The following is a 16,097-nucleotide window of genomic DNA, read 5'->3' as shown; positions in this document are numbered from 1 at the left end:
ATCAAATGATTATAATAACAGGGCATGGGAATTTTGCTACAGGATTAAAAAGTAGCTTAGATTTGATAGTAGGAAAATATGACTTTATAAAATCTATAGATTTTACAGAATTAAAAACACCAAAAGATTTAAAGTGTGAGATAAAAAGTGAAGTAATCAAATCTGAAAATGAGAAAATTTATATATTTACTGATTTAGCAGGTGGAACTCCTTTTAAAGTAAGTATGGAGTTAGCATTAGAAAATAAAAATGTAGAAGTATTTTGTGGAACAAATTTACCGATGCTTGTAGAATCTACAATGATGATATCATTAGGAAGCGATTTAGATTCAATAGCAATAAAGGAAGTAGGTATAAATAGTATAAATCCAAAAAGAAAAGTTGTAGAGTTTCAAGAAGAAGGCATATAAAAAAAGAGTAGCTTAAGCTACTCTTTTTTTATATAATGAAAAATACATAGTAAGATATCTCAAAATAAGGAGGATTAGATATGGGCATTCAAGTTGAAATATTAAAATATATACAATTATTTAAAAATCCTGTATTAGATGGGATATTTTTAGGTATAACCATGAGTACAGAAGTGCCTGTCATATTAATAATGGCATCTATTTTATACTGGTGTATAAATAAAAAATATGGACAAAGATTACTGTTTGCACTTACAGGGAACATAGCTTTAAATACTGGAGTAAAGGAATTTTTTAAATCGCCAAGACCAATAGGTGTGCCAGGAATAGAATCTATGAGAACTTCAACTGCTACAGGTTACTCATTCCCAAGTGGACATACTCAAATAGGTACTACATTTTGGGTTAGTATTATGAGTATAATTAAAAAAAATTATATGTATATAATAGGAACAATAATATTTATAAGTATAGGGTTATCTAGACTATACTTAGGCGTTCATTGGCCAATGGATGTATTGTTTGGTTGGATATTTGGAATTGGATTTACATTAATTTGTAACTATATACTAGTTAAAATAGAAAAAAATAATAAGTATACATATTTTGGATTTATAATAATACCTATGTTCTTTTGGATATTTATTGTAAATAGTGTCGAGTATGTAAAGATGTTTGGATTAATAACAGGATTTATAGCAGGATATATAATAGAAAGAGAGTATGTAGATTTCGATGTAAATGTTTGTATTAAATCAAAAATTTTTAGATATATATTTGGATTATTAAGTCTGGGATTAGTCTACTTAGTCTTGAAATTCATTATGCCTGAAAACTATATAGGTGGATATTTAAGATATGCATTATTAATGATATATGCTATAGCAGGAGCACCGATGATATTTGAAAAAATTTGGAAGGAATGATATTTTGAAAAAAGTAGTAGTTATAGGTGGTGGAGCAGCAGGAATGGTAGCAGCTTCTACTGCAGCGAATATGGGAAATGAAGTTATTTTATTAGAGAAAAATGATAGACTAGGAAAAAAGTTACTTATTACAGGTAAAGGAAGATGCAATATAACAAATAATTGTGATATAGAAGAATTAATAGAAAACATACCTACAAATGGAAAGTTTCTATATAGTGCATTTTATACTTTTACTAATGAACAAGTCATAGATATGTTTAACTCACTTGGAGTAAAAACGAAAACTGAAAGAGGAAAAAGAGTATTTCCAGAAAGTGATAAGGCAAAGGATGTAGTTATAGCGCTTGAAAAACAATTAAATCAAAATAATGTAAAAGTAATTTATAATGCTAAGGTTGATAAAATAGAACAAAAAAATGGACATGTTAATAGTGTAATATTAAGTAATAAGAAGACAATACAATGTGACAGTGTCATTGTAGCAACTGGAGGAGTAAGCTATCCAAGAACTGGATCTACAGGAGATGGGTATAAGTTTGCCAAAAACTTTGGGCATACTATAATAAAACCGACACCATCACTTATAGGATTAGAAACTATAGAAGATGTAAAGAGCTTAGAGAAATTAGCCTTAAGAAATGTTGAGATAAGACTTATTGATAAAAGAGGAAAATGTATATATGAAGATTTTGGAGAAATGGAATTTAGTAATGTAGGAATTGAAGGTCCTATAATTAGGTCTGCAAGTTGTAGAATGAAATCACTTGAAAATGAAAGTTATAAAATAATTTTAGATTTAAAACCTGCTTTAACAGAAGAAGTTTTAGATAAAAGAATTCAAAAGGATTTTAAGAAATATATAAATAAAAAATTTGAAAATAGCCTAGATGATTTACTTCCTAAAAAGCTTATACCATTTATAGTAAATTTAAGTGGAATAGATAGTGAAACTGTAGTTCATCAAATATCAAGAGAGCAAAGAAAAAGTTTAGTAAGTTTATTAAAAGGTATTGAATTTAATGTGAAAAGATACAAACCTATAGACGAAGCAATAGTAACCTCAGGTGGAGTTAAAACAAATGAAATAAACTCATCTACAATGGAATCTAAATTAGTAAAAGGATTGTACTTTGCTGGTGAAGTTATAGATGTAGATGCATATACAGGTGGATTTAACTTACAAATTGCTTTTTCTACTGGATATGTTGCAGGTATAAATTGCTAAGAGATTTTATTAGTTTTTTATATATTTTTTATAAAATTTAAGTATATAAAAAATATATTTTGGCATAATAAGAACATGAACAACACAAATAGTAAATGGAGATAAGTTGTTCAAAGTAAAAATTATCTTTAAAGATAAAGCTCCATAATTACTACAAAAAAACTAATAAAAGTGAGGTAATCAACATGACAAACAACAACAACCAAAACTCAATATCAGTACCAGAAGCTAAAGCAGCATTAAAACAAATGAAATTAGAAATAGCTAATGAATTAGGAATGTCAAACTATGACACTGCTGATAAAGGAAACATGACAGCTAGACAAAATGGATATGTTGGTGGATACATGACTAAAAAATTAGTTGAAATGGCAGAAAAACAAATGAGTGGACAACAACAATAATAAGTAAAAAAGGGAAGGTTAATTAACCTTCCTTTTTTTATAAAATACATACTAACTAGTGTAAAAAAATATAATATGGACAAAATAAAATTAAATACAAATATTTTTATTAAGGAGACTTATTTATGAATATGAACTTTCAAGAAGTAAAAAACAAATTTATAAATGCAGATTTAGATGAAAAAATAAGAATATATACAACTACTGAGGGTCTTACAGTTGATCAATTTAAGGAACTTTTAAAATATTATCCTATACAACATCTTAGTAAGTTAGAAAAAGCATTAGGATAGATTTTAAGCACTAAGGATAAAAAAGCCTTAGTGCTTATTTAATTTAACTACATAATTATAAATTTTTTCATTACCTAAATCTATGGTACCTGTAGAAATAAATTTTGAAATTTCAATAACATCACTAGAATTTAAGTATTGAATTGGAATGGCTAATTCATATCCTGTTTCTAGTAATAAGTTTTTTAATTCTATTCTTTGAGATATAGTTGGTTTAGAATTGTTTTGGATAAAATTCTTTCGGTTTGCCTTTTTTAGATTTTCATTTTGATTTTTTATCAATTTATCTATGTACTTTATATAAGAATCTTTAAAGTCTGCATCCTTTAATGTAGTTTCGTCTATTAAATCTAACATGTCATCATTTGATAATATATTTTCTGCAAAGTTAATAGATGTAAGTTTACCAGTAGTTATTCCTTTTTGATATTTTCTTAAAGTTTTTTTTGTATGAGCATAAATCTTACTTCTGGTTTCTAAATCTAATTGCTCTATAATCATTTTAAGCCTCCTTTTAAATTAGCCTTACATACTATTAGTATTGACAAGTATAAAAAAATTATAATTGTAAACATTACAAATATAGTTTAAAGGAGGTAATTTAAGTGATAAGTGGAATAATTAAGCTATTTTACTCAGAAATAGTAAAAACAAAAATGAAAAGTATGCCAAATAAACAGTATTCTATAAGAGATGAATACAAAGAAATGAGCAATATAGCTATGAAGGTAGATAGTATCTTTATGATATCTATAAAAGCTATACTAACTCTTCTTTTAATAGTCATGTCCTTACGTATAAACTTAATCTTTGGTATTGGTACAATATTAATTTTAGGAACTTACATATTATATAAAATATATATTGAAAACCAATTTAAAAATCATGTTAAAAATAGTGTAGGTAATTTAAAAAACAATATAGAACAAGGGACTCAATATATAGTTACAGATAAAATAAAACAAAAAATAAATGCATTAATAAGCTTATTATTAATAGGAATATTTTCAAATTTTAACTACATAATAATAGGTTGCTTTATATTAGTTTTTATGTTTACTATAAAAGATATATATAGTAATATTAATAAATAGACTTAATATAAAGAGGGGAGATGAAATACTTACATGAAATATTATAATGAAAACGAAAGACTTAAGAGAGTTGTAGAGATATCCACTTTAGTTACTGAGTCTAATAACTTTTTTGAAATAAAAGACAAAATTATAGAAAAGATGTTAGATGTAGTACACCCAGCTAAAGCATGTGTTAATTTATTTTATAAAAACAATTATGATTATGCTTACTTAGTGTGCTCTCAAACTTTAAACTATATATCGCAAGTATTTCCTATGGACCGACCGATAGGAGTTAAAATAAATTTTGATGAATATCCAAGATATATACATGAAGCTGTTGAAGGACAAAAAGTTGTTTATGTAGAAAATGTATTTGAAGATGAAAGAGCTTTAAATGAAAGAGAACTAGCTACTCAAGAAGGTTATGTAGGAAGGATTGTTTTTCCTTTAATTGTTAATGATAAAGTTACAGGGTTTATGACTTGTTTTTTAACTGCAGAAGATAAGATAAGTGATGATGACATGAATTTCATATCATCAGTAGCCTCTCTTATAAGTTTATCAATTGAGATAACTAGTAAGAATAATGATATTCAAACTTTAATAAATAAGCTAAGGGGAGCTATATCTTCTATAAATGAAGCAACTAAAAAACTATATCTAAATAAGGATATTAAAAGCTTTTTAGACCATTTGAGCAAACAAGCTTGTAACATAACTAACAGTAAAGAATCTGTTATACTTATAAAAAATAAAGATAAAAACAGAAGGGTATATAGCTTTTTTAGTTTAGATGGAAGTAAAAGTCTAGAGGCATATTCTAATTTAGAACAATTAATAGATGAAAAAGTAACTGGGTCTTATTTAAATGAAATTGATAATATAGAAGGGTCAAAAAATATTAATACGTATATATACCATAAACTTATAAATAAAAATGAAGTAATAGGATATATAGCATGTATTAATAGTAAAAACTATACAAAAGATGATTTAAATATACTTAGTATACTTGCAAAGCAGGTTTCTGTTGCTATGCAATTATATGAATATAGTAAAAGAGAAGTAAAGCATCATGTTTTAGAGAATGAACTTAAGGTATTAAACCAACAACAAAAACTTATAATGAATAAGGGAAATAAAGAACTTGGTAAAAATAGAGAATTAACATATTTTCATAAGCCAGCTAAGGTTGTAGGAGGAGACTTTTATCATACTATCAAAAAGGAAGATGGGACAATTGTTGCTATACTAGCAGATGTTATGGGCCATGGTATTGTATCAAACTATATGGTTGCTATGATAAAAGGAGCTTTTAAGGTTTTAGCAAAGCAATTTGAAAAGCCTAGTGAAATTCTAGAAAATATAAACCAATTTTTATTTGATGAATTTGATAAAATGGGTGTTTTCGCAACATGTATAGTTGCAATTATAAAAAATGAAGAACATAAAATGATTGTATCTAATGCTGGACATTATTACCCAATTGGGGTAGATTATGAAAATAATGCAAAGTTTATTAAATGTAGTAAAGGAATTCCTATAGGTATATTAGAGGACGCTGAATACTCAGATAAAGAAATAAATATTTCAAAATATAAGTCTATTTCTCTATACACAGATGGAGTTTTAGAAATTAAAAATGAAGAAAAAGAAGAGTTTGGAATAGAAAGATTAAAAGACTTTTTACAAGAAAATAGCAATGTAGATAAGGACACAAAAGTTACTAACTTAAAAGCTAAACTATGGGATTTCTCTAAAAAAAGCAACTTTGAAGATGATATATTAATAGTTACACTTAGAGAAAAATAAGGAGTTAAAATATGATTGAACTTAATCCTGAAGTTTTAATAATAAATGGAAGTCCTAGAAAAAATAAAAATTGTTTTAATATGATAAATGAAATAACAAAAGAATTGATAGATAGTAAAATAAGTTATAAAGTATTTGACATATATGATATGAATATAGAATATTGTACGGCTTGTGGATTTTGCGAAAAAACTGGATATTGCAAGTTTAAAGATGACATGACACCTATGTATGATATGTTTGATAAAGCAAAAGGAACTATAGTTGTTAGCCCTGTTCACTTTGACTGTATATCTGCTAAAGTTAAAACAGTAGTAGATAGAACACAAGCAATTTATGCAAGTAAGTATATACTAAATAAACCATCTATAGATAGAAATAAAAAAAGAATTGGAATGTATATAGCAGTTGGAGGAAGTAGCCCATATCAAAGTCAATTTAAAGGTGGACAAATTGTTATGGATTTTTTCTTTAAAAGTATAAATACTAAACTTACGTATAACTATTATTTAAATAATAGTGATAAAGTTGCTTTTATTGAAAATAATCAAGCTATTAAAGATTTAAAAAAATATATAACTAACTATATAAAAGATATAAAAGAGCTTGGTTAAAAACAAGCTCTTTTTGTAGCATAAACATAAAAAGGAGTGAAAATATTGATAAGATATATAACAAGTGGAGAATCCCATGGTAAGTGTTTAACATCTATAATAGAAGGTATCCCAGCTAATGTAAGTATAGACATAGATGAGATTAATAAAGCGTTGAAAAAACGCCAATCGGGGTATGGACGTGGTGGACGTATGAAAATAGAAAATGATAAAGTAGAAATTTTAAGTGGAGTTAGAGGAAATATAACTATTGGAAGTCCCTTAGCTATTCAGATCATTAATAAGGATTATGAAAACTGGGCTAATTATATGAATCCGACAGGAGACATTGACAGAGAAAGTAAAAAAGTAAGTCATGTAAGGCCTGGACATGCAGATTTAGTTGGGTCATTAAAATATAATTTTGATGATGCTAGAAATGTACTAGAAAGATCAAGTGCAAGAGAAACAGCAAGTAGAGTTGCAGTTGGAGCAATATGTAAACAAATATTATCAAAGTTTAATATTGATATTACTTCACATGTAACACAAATTGGAAAGGTAAAATTAGATAGATTATACAGCTTTGATTATATAAAAGAAAAAGTAGACTTGAGTTTGGTAAGATGTATTGATGAAGAAACTGAAAGATTAATGATAGAAGAAATTGAGAAAATTAAAGATGCTAAAGACACAATAGGAGGAGTTATCGAAGTAATAGTTAAAAATGTACCTCCTGGACTTGGGTCATATGTACATTATGATAAAAAAATAGATGCACATATAGCAATGAATGTAATGAGTATACAAGCTATAAAAGGGGTAGAAATAGGTATAGGATTTGATGTTTCAAGTAAAAATGGTTCTGAGGTAATGGATGAGATTTATTATAGAGAAGAAAATGGAATATATAGAAATACAAATAATCTAGGTGGAATCGAAGGTGGAATGACTACTGGAGATGAAATAATAATAAGGTGTGCAATGAAACCTATACCGACACTATACAAACCTTTAAATTCAATAAATATGAATACAAAGGAAAATTATAAAGCCACAGTTGAAAGGTCGGATACTTGTGCTGTTCCTGCATGTAGTATAGTTTGCGAAAATGTAGTTTCAACTGTCATTTTAAATTTCTTTTTAGAGAAGTTTGGAAATGATAATATTGAGGATATAAAAAATAATTACAATTCATATATGAATAGGTTAGGTGAAAGAGGATGGAAAAATCTATAGTTATAGATTGTGGATATGAAAATTTAAAATTAGATAAAGGATATGATAAAGTTTTAATTATAACTGATGAAAATGTATATGAAAGTCAATTTGAAAAATTTATCAAAAATCTTAAACATAAATATATAGAGTTATTTATTATAAAAAGTGGAGAAGAATCAAAATCATTAAAAGTATATGAAGAGATAATAAAGTTTTGCATAAAAACAAACATAACTAGAAAATCTTTAGTTATAGCTTTAGGGGGAGGTGTAGTTGGAGATTTAGCTGGATTTGTAGCATCTACGTATATGAGAGGAATTGAATTGATTCAAGTTCCAACAACTTTACTTTCACAAGTAGATTCATCTGTTGGAGGAAAAACAGGAATAAATTTAGGAAATATAAAAAATATAATGGGGACGTTTTATCAGCCTAAGCTTACGTATATAAATGTAAACTCATTAAATACATTAAGCGAAGAGGATTATATTAGTGGACTTGGAGAAGTTTTAAAATATTGTTTTATATATGACTATGAATTTCTAAAATATATAAAATGTAATTATGAAAATATATTAAATAGAGATGAAAAAACTCTACATTATATAATTAAAAAATGTACTGATATCAAATGGGACGTAGTAAATAAGGATGAAAAAGAAAGTGGATTAAGAAAAATTTTAAATTTAGGACATACTTTTGGACACGGGATAGAAAAACTTTGCAATTTAAGTCATGGTAAATCGGTAAATATAGGAACAAATTTGGCTTTTGAATTAGCTATAGAAAAAGAATTAATAGATTATAATTATTATGAAGAATTTAAAGAAGTATCTAATTTATTAAATTTACCTACTAAATGTAGTATTAAAGATTGTGAAGAAATACTTTACATAATGAAAAGCGATAAAAAAAATAGTTTTGGGTTTATAAATTTAGTTCTTCCAATAGGCAAAGGTAAAGTTGAGATTTTTAATAATATAAATGATAATGATATTTTAAATGTAATGAGGAGATGTTTAAATGCTTAGAGGAAGTTTTAAATTAATTGGAGATAAATCTATTTCCCACAGATCGATAATGTTTTCATCCATAGCAAAAGGAAGCACAAAAATAAGTAATTTCCTTATGGGGCAAGATTGTTTAAGTACTATTAATTGTTTTAGAAAAATGGGAGTAGACATAGATATAGATCAAAATAATGTTATTGTAAAAGGAAGAGGTCTTAGAGGATTAAAAAGACCTAGTGATATATTAGATGTAGGAAATTCAGGAACAACTATAAGACTTATGATGGGAATATTAGCTGGGAATGAATTTGAATCAACAATAGTTGGAGATGATTCCATAGGTAGAAGACCTATGAAGAGAGTTACTGACCCATTAAGGTTAATGGGATGTGAGATAGAAGGAAAGGATGATGCAAATTATACACCAATAACTATAAAAGGTGGAAATTTAACTGGGATAGATTATAAAATGCCAGTTGCATCAGCTCAAGTTAAATCATCTATAATATTAGCATCACTATATGCTAATAGTCCAAGCACTATAATTGAAAAGGCTAAAAGCAGAAATCATACAGAAATAATGTTAAATTCTTTTGGAGCTGATATAAAGTCCAACGATTTAAATATAAATATCAACCCTATTGACGAATTATATTCTATAGGAGATATAAGTGTACCAGGAGATATTTCATCAGCAGCATTTATAATAGTTGCGGCGAGCATTGCAAAAGGGTCTGAAGTAACTATTTTAAATGTAGGGTTAAATGAAACTAGAACTGGAATATTAGATGTTTTAAAAAACATGAATGGAAATTTTGAAGTATTTAACAGAAGGTTAGTAGGAGGAGAATTAGTTGGTGATATAGTAGTTAGGTATAGTGAAGATTTAGCTTCAACAACCATAGATTCTGATTTAATACCTAGGTTAATAGATGAAATTCCAGTTATTGCAGTTTTGGCAACTCAAGCGAATGGTGACACCATAATAAAAGATGCAAAAGAACTTAAAGTTAAAGAAAGTAATAGAATACAAGCTGTTGTAGATAACTTAAAAAGAATGGGAGCAGATATCGAAGAGCTAGAAGATGGTATGATTATAAAAGGGAAAAGAAAACTAAAGGGAGCGAAAATAAGCACTTTTAATGACCATAGAATAGCAATGGCATTTTCTATAGCTGGATTAATTTGTGAAAGCGATGTAGAGCTTGATAACACAATGTGCATTGATATATCTTTTCCTGGATACTTTGAATTACTAAATTATTTAATAAAATAAAATTAGAATAAAATTTGATTTTATTAGGAATATTATGTATAATTGTATTGCAATATTTTAAAAAACTTAGGAGGACTTTCAAAATGAAATTACCAATAGCATTATCAAATAGACACGTTCATTTAAGTCAAGCTGATATAGAGACATTATTCGGAGCAGGTCATAAATTAGTAGAATTCAAGCCATTAAGCCAACCAGGACAATATGCTTGTGAAGAGAAAGTTGATTTAGTAGGACCTAAAGGAACTATAAAAGGTGTTAGAGTTTTAGGACCAGCTAGACCTAGTACACAAGTTGAAATATCTTTAGCTGATGGATTCGCTTTAGGTGTAAAAGCTCCAATAAAAGAATCTGGTGATATAGCAGGAACTCCAGGAGTAAAATTAGTTGGACCAGCAGGAGAAGTTGAATTAACAGAAGGTGTTATAGTAGCTTCAAGACATATACATATGAGTCTTGATGATGCAGCTAAATTCGGAGTAAAAGACAAGCAAATAGTTAAAGTTAGAACTTTCGGACCTAGATCTATAGTATTCGAAAATGTATTAGTAAGAGCTAATCCTAACTTTGCATTAGAGATGCATGTTGATGTTGAAGAAGGAAATGCAGCAGCTGTTAGAAATGGAGACATGGTAGAATTAATAGCTGAGTAATATAAATAAAAAAAGTATGTGAATTTTCACATACTTTTTTTATTTATTTAAAAAGTCATTTAGTCAATAATACCATGTTCTAAGAAATCAATTCCACAGCTATACATAGTTTCTAAAACTGGTATAAGCTTTTCTCCAAACTCTGTTAATCCATATTCAACTTTTGGTGGAACTACAGGGTAAACATGTCTATATATAATATTATGAGACTCTAAGCTTCTAAGTTGTTGAGTCAACATCTTTTGAGTAACGTCAGGTAGCTTTCTTTTTAAATCACTGAATCTAAGTGGAGCTGGAGTTAAATACCAAAGAATTAAAATTTTCCACTTTCCTGAAATTATTTTATGCACTAAATTTATAGGGCACATTTCGTACTTGTTACACCTTTCATTCATATGACATTGTGAGTGGTCTTGAACTTCTAATTGAATTTTCATTATATCACCTTAGATCTAATAGTATACTTTTAGGTACTATATAACAAAAAAGTACCTACTTGCTAGAAATATATCTAACTGTTATTATTATACCATCAATTTCATAAGCTATCTATCGGTAATATATTTAATAAAAAGATATACTACTTTTGAATTTATAATAAATAATGATGCATATACAAAAACGTATGCATATTTGCTATAATAAAATAGCATTATAATACAAAAAGGAGATATATATATGAACAATAATATAGCAAACATGATAGACCACACAATTTTAAAAGCTGTTGCGACTAAGGAGGATGTAAAAAAGCTTTGTAATGAAGCTAAAGAATACAACTTCTTTTCAGTGTGTATAAATCCAGCAAACATAGAATTTGCTAAGAAAGAACTTGAAGGATCAAGTGTAAAAGTATGTACTGTTATAGGATTTCCTTTAGGAGCTAATACATCTGAAGTAAAAGCTTTTGAAACAAAAGATGCAATAAAAAAAGGTGCAGATGAAGTGGATATGGTTATAAACATAGGTGCATTAAAAGATAAAGATTATGACTATGTTTTAAATGATATAAAGGCAGTTGTTGATGCAGCTAATAAAGAAGCATTAGTTAAGGTAATAATAGAAACTTGTTATTTAACTGATGATGAAAAGAAAATAGCTTGTGAATTATCAGTTAAAGCAGGAGCTGACTTTGTAAAAACATCAACAGGATTTGGGACAGGCGGATCAACTCCTGAAGATATAAAGCTTATGAGAGAAGTTGTTGGACCTAATATCGGAGTAAAGGCTTCTGGAGGAGTTAGAAACCAAGAAGATGCAAAGGCTGTTATAAAAGCCGGTTGTTCAAGAATTGGAGCTAGCGCTTCTGTTGCAATTACAAAAGGTGAGGATTCAAAAACTAGTGGTTATTAAAAATTTTAAAAATTTTTAAAAAAAATGTTTTAATAATGTTTCAAGTATACAAAATTGGGTATTCATATAATGATGTGATACTTTTGAACTTTTAAGTATACAAAACACAAAAACATTAATATGATAGAAGGATTTTGTAAGTTAATGTAGAAATTATTAACTTAGAAAATTTTATCAAAATATTTACTCATAATAGAAACAAGCAAATCTATTTTGGGAGGAATATACAAGGAGGATACATACTATGGCAAAATTTATGAAAACAGTAGATGGTAACACTGCTGCTGCTCATGTTGCATATGCATTTACAGATGTAGCTGCAATATATCCTATAACTCCATCATCTACGATGGCAGAGGTTGTGGACGAATGGGCTGCACAAGGAAGAAAAAATATATTTGGACAAAAAGTTAGTGTTGTAGAAATGCAATCAGAAGCAGGAGCTGCAGGAGCATTCCACGGTTCATTACAAGCTGGTGCATTAACAACAACATTCACTGCATCACAAGGTTTATTACTTATGATACCAAATATGTATAAAGTAGCTGGTGAATTATTACCAGGAGTATTCCATGTAAGTGCTCGTGCTTTAGCATCACAAGCATTATCAATATTCGGAGATCATCAAGACGTTATGTCAGCAAGACAAACAGGATGTGTATTATTAGCTTCTGGATCAGTTCAAGAGGTTGCTGATATAGCACCAGTTGCACATTTAGCTGCAATAGAAGGTAGATTACCATTTATACATTTCTTTGATGGATTTAGAACATCTCATGAAATACAAAAAGTTGAATTATTAGAAAATGAAGATTATGCTAAATTATTAAATATGGAAGCTGTTCAAGAGTTCAGAAATAGAGCTTTATCTCCAAATCATCCTGTTACTCGTGGTACAGCACAAAACCCTGATATATACTTCCAAACAAGAGAAGCTTCAAATAAATATTACAATGATATCGTAGGAATAGTTGAAAAATACATGAACCAAATGTCTGAGTTAACTGGAAGAAAGCATGGACTATTTGATTACTACGGAGCAGAAGATGCTAAGTATGTAATAGTAGCTATGGGATCTGTAACAGAAGCTATAGAAGAAACTATAGACGTATTAAATGCTCAAGGCGAAAAATATGGTTTAGTTAAAGTTCACTTATACAGACCTTTCTCAATGAAGCATTTTATGGATTCAATGCCTTCAACAGTTGAAAGAATATGTGTATTAGACAGAACTAAAGAACCAGGAGCAACTGGAGAGCCGTTATACTTAGACGTTAAATCAGTATACTATGGAAATGAAAAAGCTCCTATGGTAATAGGTGGAAGATACGGATTAGGATCAAAAGATACTACTCCTACTCAAATAAAAACAGTTTATGATAACTTAAAATCAGAAACTCCTAAAGATCAATTTACATTAGGTATAGTTGATGATGTTACTAACACTTCTTTAGAATTAGCTGATGAATTAAAAATAGCTCAAAAAGGAACTGTAAGATGTAAGTTCTGGGGATTAGGATCAGATGGTACAGTTGGAGCTAATAAACAAGCTATAAAAATAATAGGAGATAACACTAAGAAATATGCTCAAGCATACTTTGCATATGACTCTAAAAAATCTGGTGGTATAACAATGTCTCACTTAAGATTTGGAGATGCTCCTATAAGATCAACTTACTTAATAGATGAAGCTGATTACATCGCTTGTCATAACCAAGCTTATGTATATCAATATGATTTATTAAAAGGATTAAAGAAAGGTGGAGTATTCGTTCTTAACACTATATGGAATGAAAATGAGTTAAACGAACACTTACCAGCAGCTATGAAAAATTATATAGCTAAAAATGATATCCAATTCTATACAGTAAATGGTACTAAATTAGGACAAGAAATAGGACTTGGAAACAGAATAAACATGATAATGCAATCTGCATTCTTCAAGTTAGCTCAAATAATACCAGAAGCTGATGCTATAGAATACTTAAAAGATTCTATAAAGAAAGCTTACGGTAAAAAAGGTGAAAAAATAGTTAACATGAACTACCAAGCTGTTGAAGCAGGTATGAATTCTTTAGTTAAAGTTAATGTACCATCTGAATGGGCAGATGCTAAAGACGAAAGCAAAAAAGAAGTAAATGAACCAGACTTCGTAAAAGATATAGTAAGACCTATGAATGCACAAGAAGGAGATAACTTACCTGTAAGTACATTCAATGGAATAGAAGATGGTACATTCCCAGCTGGACTTGCTGCATATGAAAAGAGAGGGGTAGCAGTAAACGTTCCTGAGTGGATAGTTGATAACTGTATACAATGTAACCAATGTGCTTACATATGTCCTCATGCATGTATAAGACCAGTATTAGTTAATGAAGAAGAAATGAAAAATGCTCCTGAAAAATTCGAAACTAAGAAAGCTATAGGTAAAGGATTTGACGGATTACAATATAGAATGCAAGTAAGTCCAATGGACTGTACAGGATGTGGAAACTGTGCTGACGTATGTCCAGCTAAAGAAAAAGCTTTAGTTATGAAACCTCTTGATACTCAAGAAGTTGAAGTAGAAAACTGGGCATTCGCAGTTGATACTAAGAAAGTTGCTCCAAAAGGAGATATAATGGCTCCAACAACAGTTAAAGGAAGTCAATTTAGACAACCACTTATAGAGTTCTCTGGTGCTTGTGCTGGATGTGGAGAAACTCCATACATCAAGTTAGTAACTCAATTATTCGGAGATAGAATGATGATAGCTAATGCTACTGGATGTTCTTCTATATGGGGAGGATCAGCTCCATCAACTCCATACACTGTTAACCATGAAGGTAAAGGTCCATCTTGGGCAAACTCATTATTTGAGGATAACGCAGAGTATGGATACGGAATGTTCTTAGGTGTTAAACAAATGAGAGCTAAGTTAACTGAAACTATGGAACAATTAGTATCTATGGATATATGTGATGCAGCTAGAGATGCATTTAATAACTGGTTAGAAAATAAAGAAGACAGTGAAGCATCTGTTAAAGCAAGTGAAAAAGTACTTGAAGTATTAGCAAATGCTCATGAAATAGAAAATGCTGAAATAAAAGCATTAGTTGCTGAAATAGAAGCTAGAAAAGATTACTTAGTTAAGAGATCTCAATGGATACTTGGAGGAGACGGATGGGCTTATGACATCGGTTACGGTGGATTAGATCACGTTCTTGCTTCTGGTGAAAATGTAAATGTATTAGTATTTGATACTGAGATATACTCTAATACAGGTGGTCAAGCATCTAAATCTACTCCAGTTGCAGCAATGGCTAAATTCGCAGCAGCAGGTAAGAGATCTAGAAAGAAAGATTTAGGTATGATGGCTATGTCTTACGGAAATGTATACGTAGCACAAGTTGGTATGGGTGCAGATAAGAACCAATTAATGAAGGCTGTAGTAGAAGCTGAAAAATACGATGGACCATCATTAATAATAGCTTACTCTCCATGTATATCACACGGATTAAAAGAAGGTATGGGAAGAGCTCAAGCTAACATAGAGCAAGCTGTTAAGTGTGGATACTGGCATTTATACAGATTCAACCCAACTCTAAAATTAGAAGGTAAGAATCCATTTACATTAGATTCTAAAGAGCCAACTGAAAGTTTCAGAGACTTCTTAATGAAACAAGTAAGATATGCTGCTATAGCTAAACAATTCCCAGATGTAGCAGAAGAATTATTTGAAATGGCAGAAGATAATGCTAAAGAAAGATATGAAAGCTATAAGAGATTAGCTCAATATTAATCTTAATTAATAGAAATAGAGAGGAATATTCCTCTCTATTTTTTTATTTTGCATTTTT

16 protein-coding genes are annotated in these 16,097 nt (G+C 29.0%); 14 read left to right on the top strand and 2 right to left on the bottom strand.

Going from position 1 to position 16,097, the window contains the following annotated elements; translation table 11 throughout:
- The first annotated feature begins 5 nt into the window (after nt 1–5).
- The 5 genes from ATCC9714_RS13785 to ATCC9714_RS13765 all read left to right on the top strand — a co-directional run bounded on the left by ATCC9714_RS13785 (nt 6) and on the right by ATCC9714_RS13765 (nt 3,261).
- Nucleotides 6–410 (top strand): PTS sugar transporter subunit IIA, encoded by a 405-nt coding sequence (locus ATCC9714_RS13785; RefSeq protein WP_021123096.1) that lies wholly within the window; start codon nt 6–8, stop codon nt 408–410.
- 80 nt (nt 411–490) lie between these two features.
- Nucleotides 491–1,336 carry a phosphatase PAP2 family protein gene (locus ATCC9714_RS13780; protein ID WP_057545417.1) on the top strand — a complete coding sequence of 282 codons (846 nt, stop codon included), beginning with the start codon at nt 491–493 and terminating at the stop codon, nt 1,334–1,336.
- 4 nt (nt 1,337–1,340) lie between these two features.
- On the top strand, nt 1,341–2,564 hold the full coding sequence (locus ATCC9714_RS13775) for a BaiN/RdsA family NAD(P)/FAD-dependent oxidoreductase (protein ID WP_055340508.1): 1,224 nt from the start codon (nt 1,341–1,343) through the stop codon (nt 2,562–2,564).
- A 185-nt stretch (nt 2,565–2,749) separates the two neighbouring features.
- Nucleotides 2,750–2,968, top strand: a complete 219-nt coding sequence (locus ATCC9714_RS13770; protein WP_021123091.1) for an alpha/beta-type small acid-soluble spore protein — start codon at nt 2,750–2,752, stop codon at nt 2,966–2,968.
- A gap of 125 nt (nt 2,969–3,093) precedes the next feature.
- Complete coding sequence (locus tag ATCC9714_RS13765; protein ID WP_021123090.1) at nt 3,094–3,261, top strand: hypothetical protein; 168 nt, start codon at nt 3,094–3,096, stop codon at nt 3,259–3,261.
- A 27-nt stretch (nt 3,262–3,288) separates the two neighbouring features.
- On the opposite strand, the gene ATCC9714_RS13760 is transcribed toward ATCC9714_RS13765, so the two are convergent.
- A complete protein-coding gene (locus ATCC9714_RS13760) occupies nt 3,289–3,762 on the bottom strand; it encodes a hypothetical protein (RefSeq protein ID WP_057545418.1) in 474 nt (157 codons plus the stop codon).
- A gap of 104 nt (nt 3,763–3,866) precedes the next feature.
- On the opposite strand from ATCC9714_RS13760, the gene ATCC9714_RS13755 reads away from it, so the two are divergent.
- From ATCC9714_RS13755 to pduL, 7 genes are all read left to right on the top strand, one after another.
- The gene (locus tag ATCC9714_RS13755; RefSeq protein ID WP_021123088.1) at nt 3,867–4,355 is read left to right on the top strand and encodes a hypothetical protein; all 489 of its coding nucleotides are present in this window, start codon (nt 3,867–3,869) and stop codon (nt 4,353–4,355) included.
- 33 nt (nt 4,356–4,388) lie between these two features.
- Entirely contained in the window at nt 4,389–6,152 is a 1,764-nt protein-coding gene (locus ATCC9714_RS13750; protein WP_021129276.1) for a SpoIIE family protein phosphatase, read from the top strand.
- Between the two features lie 11 nt (nt 6,153–6,163).
- On the top strand, nt 6,164–6,766 hold the full coding sequence (locus ATCC9714_RS13745; RefSeq protein WP_057545419.1) for a flavodoxin family protein: 603 nt from the start codon (nt 6,164–6,166) through the stop codon (nt 6,764–6,766).
- Between the two features lie 45 nt (nt 6,767–6,811).
- Entirely contained in the window at nt 6,812–7,984 is a 1,173-nt protein-coding gene (gene aroC / locus ATCC9714_RS13740) for a chorismate synthase (RefSeq protein WP_280136263.1), read from the top strand.
- Nucleotides 7,969–8,997, top strand: a complete 1,029-nt coding sequence (gene aroB / locus ATCC9714_RS13735; RefSeq protein ID WP_054631890.1) for a 3-dehydroquinate synthase — start codon at nt 7,969–7,971, stop codon at nt 8,995–8,997. Before aroC ends, aroB begins: the two co-directional genes overlap by 16 nt.
- Nucleotides 8,990–10,252, top strand: coding sequence for a 3-phosphoshikimate 1-carboxyvinyltransferase (gene aroA / locus ATCC9714_RS13730; protein WP_057545420.1), 1,263 nt, complete (start codon nt 8,990–8,992; stop codon nt 10,250–10,252). Before aroB ends, aroA begins: the two co-directional genes overlap by 8 nt.
- Nucleotides 10,253–10,335: 83 nt before the next feature.
- Complete coding sequence (gene pduL, locus ATCC9714_RS13725; RefSeq protein WP_021129271.1) at nt 10,336–10,905, top strand: phosphate propanoyltransferase; 570 nt, start codon at nt 10,336–10,338, stop codon at nt 10,903–10,905.
- A 59-nt stretch (nt 10,906–10,964) separates the two neighbouring features.
- On the opposite strand, the gene ATCC9714_RS13720 is transcribed toward pduL, so the two are convergent.
- Nucleotides 10,965–11,342 carry a winged helix-turn-helix transcriptional regulator gene (locus tag ATCC9714_RS13720; protein ID WP_021123074.1) on the bottom strand — a complete coding sequence of 126 codons (378 nt, stop codon included), beginning with the start codon at nt 11,340–11,342 and terminating at the stop codon, nt 10,965–10,967.
- 241 nt (nt 11,343–11,583) lie between these two features.
- On the opposite strand from ATCC9714_RS13720, the gene deoC reads away from it, so the two are divergent.
- Both deoC and nifJ read left to right on the top strand, forming a co-directional pair.
- The gene (deoC, locus tag ATCC9714_RS13715) at nt 11,584–12,258 is read left to right on the top strand and encodes a deoxyribose-phosphate aldolase (protein ID WP_021129269.1); all 675 of its coding nucleotides are present in this window, start codon (nt 11,584–11,586) and stop codon (nt 12,256–12,258) included.
- Between the two features lie 244 nt (nt 12,259–12,502).
- Nucleotides 12,503–16,039 carry a pyruvate:ferredoxin (flavodoxin) oxidoreductase gene (nifJ, locus tag ATCC9714_RS13710; RefSeq protein WP_057574332.1) on the top strand — a complete coding sequence of 1,179 codons (3,537 nt, stop codon included), beginning with the start codon at nt 12,503–12,505 and terminating at the stop codon, nt 16,037–16,039.
- The last annotated feature ends 58 nt before the right edge of the window (nt 16,040–16,097 follow it).

Origin of the sequence: Paraclostridium sordellii (genome assembly GCF_000953675.1) — a bacterium.
GTDB lineage: Bacteria > Bacillota > Clostridia > Peptostreptococcales > Peptostreptococcaceae > Paraclostridium > Paraclostridium sordellii.
This window is presented reverse-complemented; position numbering and strand designations above follow the sequence as displayed.

What these genes read in the sequence shown, in the direction of transcription:
- ATCC9714_RS13785 (WP_021123096.1), top strand. Translation starts at nt 6, where the DNA reads ATGATTATAATAACAGGGCATGGGAATTTTGCTACAGGATTAAAAAGT.
- pduL (WP_021129271.1), top strand. Translation starts at nt 10,336, where the DNA reads ATGAAATTACCAATAGCATTATCAAATAGACACGTTCATTTAAGTCAA.
- deoC (WP_021129269.1), top strand. Translation starts at nt 11,584, where the DNA reads ATGAACAATAATATAGCAAACATGATAGACCACACAATTTTAAAAGCT.
- ATCC9714_RS13720 (WP_021123074.1), bottom strand. Translation starts at nt 11,342, where the DNA reads ATGAAAATTCAATTAGAAGTTCAAGACCACTCACAATGTCATATGAAT.
- ATCC9714_RS13760 (WP_057545418.1), bottom strand. Translation starts at nt 3,762, where the DNA reads ATGATTATAGAGCAATTAGATTTAGAAACCAGAAGTAAGATTTATGCT.
- ATCC9714_RS13745 (WP_057545419.1), top strand. Translation starts at nt 6,164, where the DNA reads ATGATTGAACTTAATCCTGAAGTTTTAATAATAAATGGAAGTCCTAGA.
- aroB (WP_054631890.1), top strand. Translation starts at nt 7,969, where the DNA reads ATGGAAAAATCTATAGTTATAGATTGTGGATATGAAAATTTAAAATTA.
- nifJ (WP_057574332.1), top strand. Translation starts at nt 12,503, where the DNA reads ATGGCAAAATTTATGAAAACAGTAGATGGTAACACTGCTGCTGCTCAT.
- aroA (WP_057545420.1), top strand. Translation starts at nt 8,990, where the DNA reads ATGCTTAGAGGAAGTTTTAAATTAATTGGAGATAAATCTATTTCCCAC.
- ATCC9714_RS13780 (WP_057545417.1), top strand. Translation starts at nt 491, where the DNA reads ATGGGCATTCAAGTTGAAATATTAAAATATATACAATTATTTAAAAAT.
- ATCC9714_RS13765 (WP_021123090.1), top strand. Translation starts at nt 3,094, where the DNA reads ATGAATATGAACTTTCAAGAAGTAAAAAACAAATTTATAAATGCAGAT.
- ATCC9714_RS13770 (WP_021123091.1), top strand. Translation starts at nt 2,750, where the DNA reads ATGACAAACAACAACAACCAAAACTCAATATCAGTACCAGAAGCTAAA.
- ATCC9714_RS13750 (WP_021129276.1), top strand. Translation starts at nt 4,389, where the DNA reads ATGAAATATTATAATGAAAACGAAAGACTTAAGAGAGTTGTAGAGATA.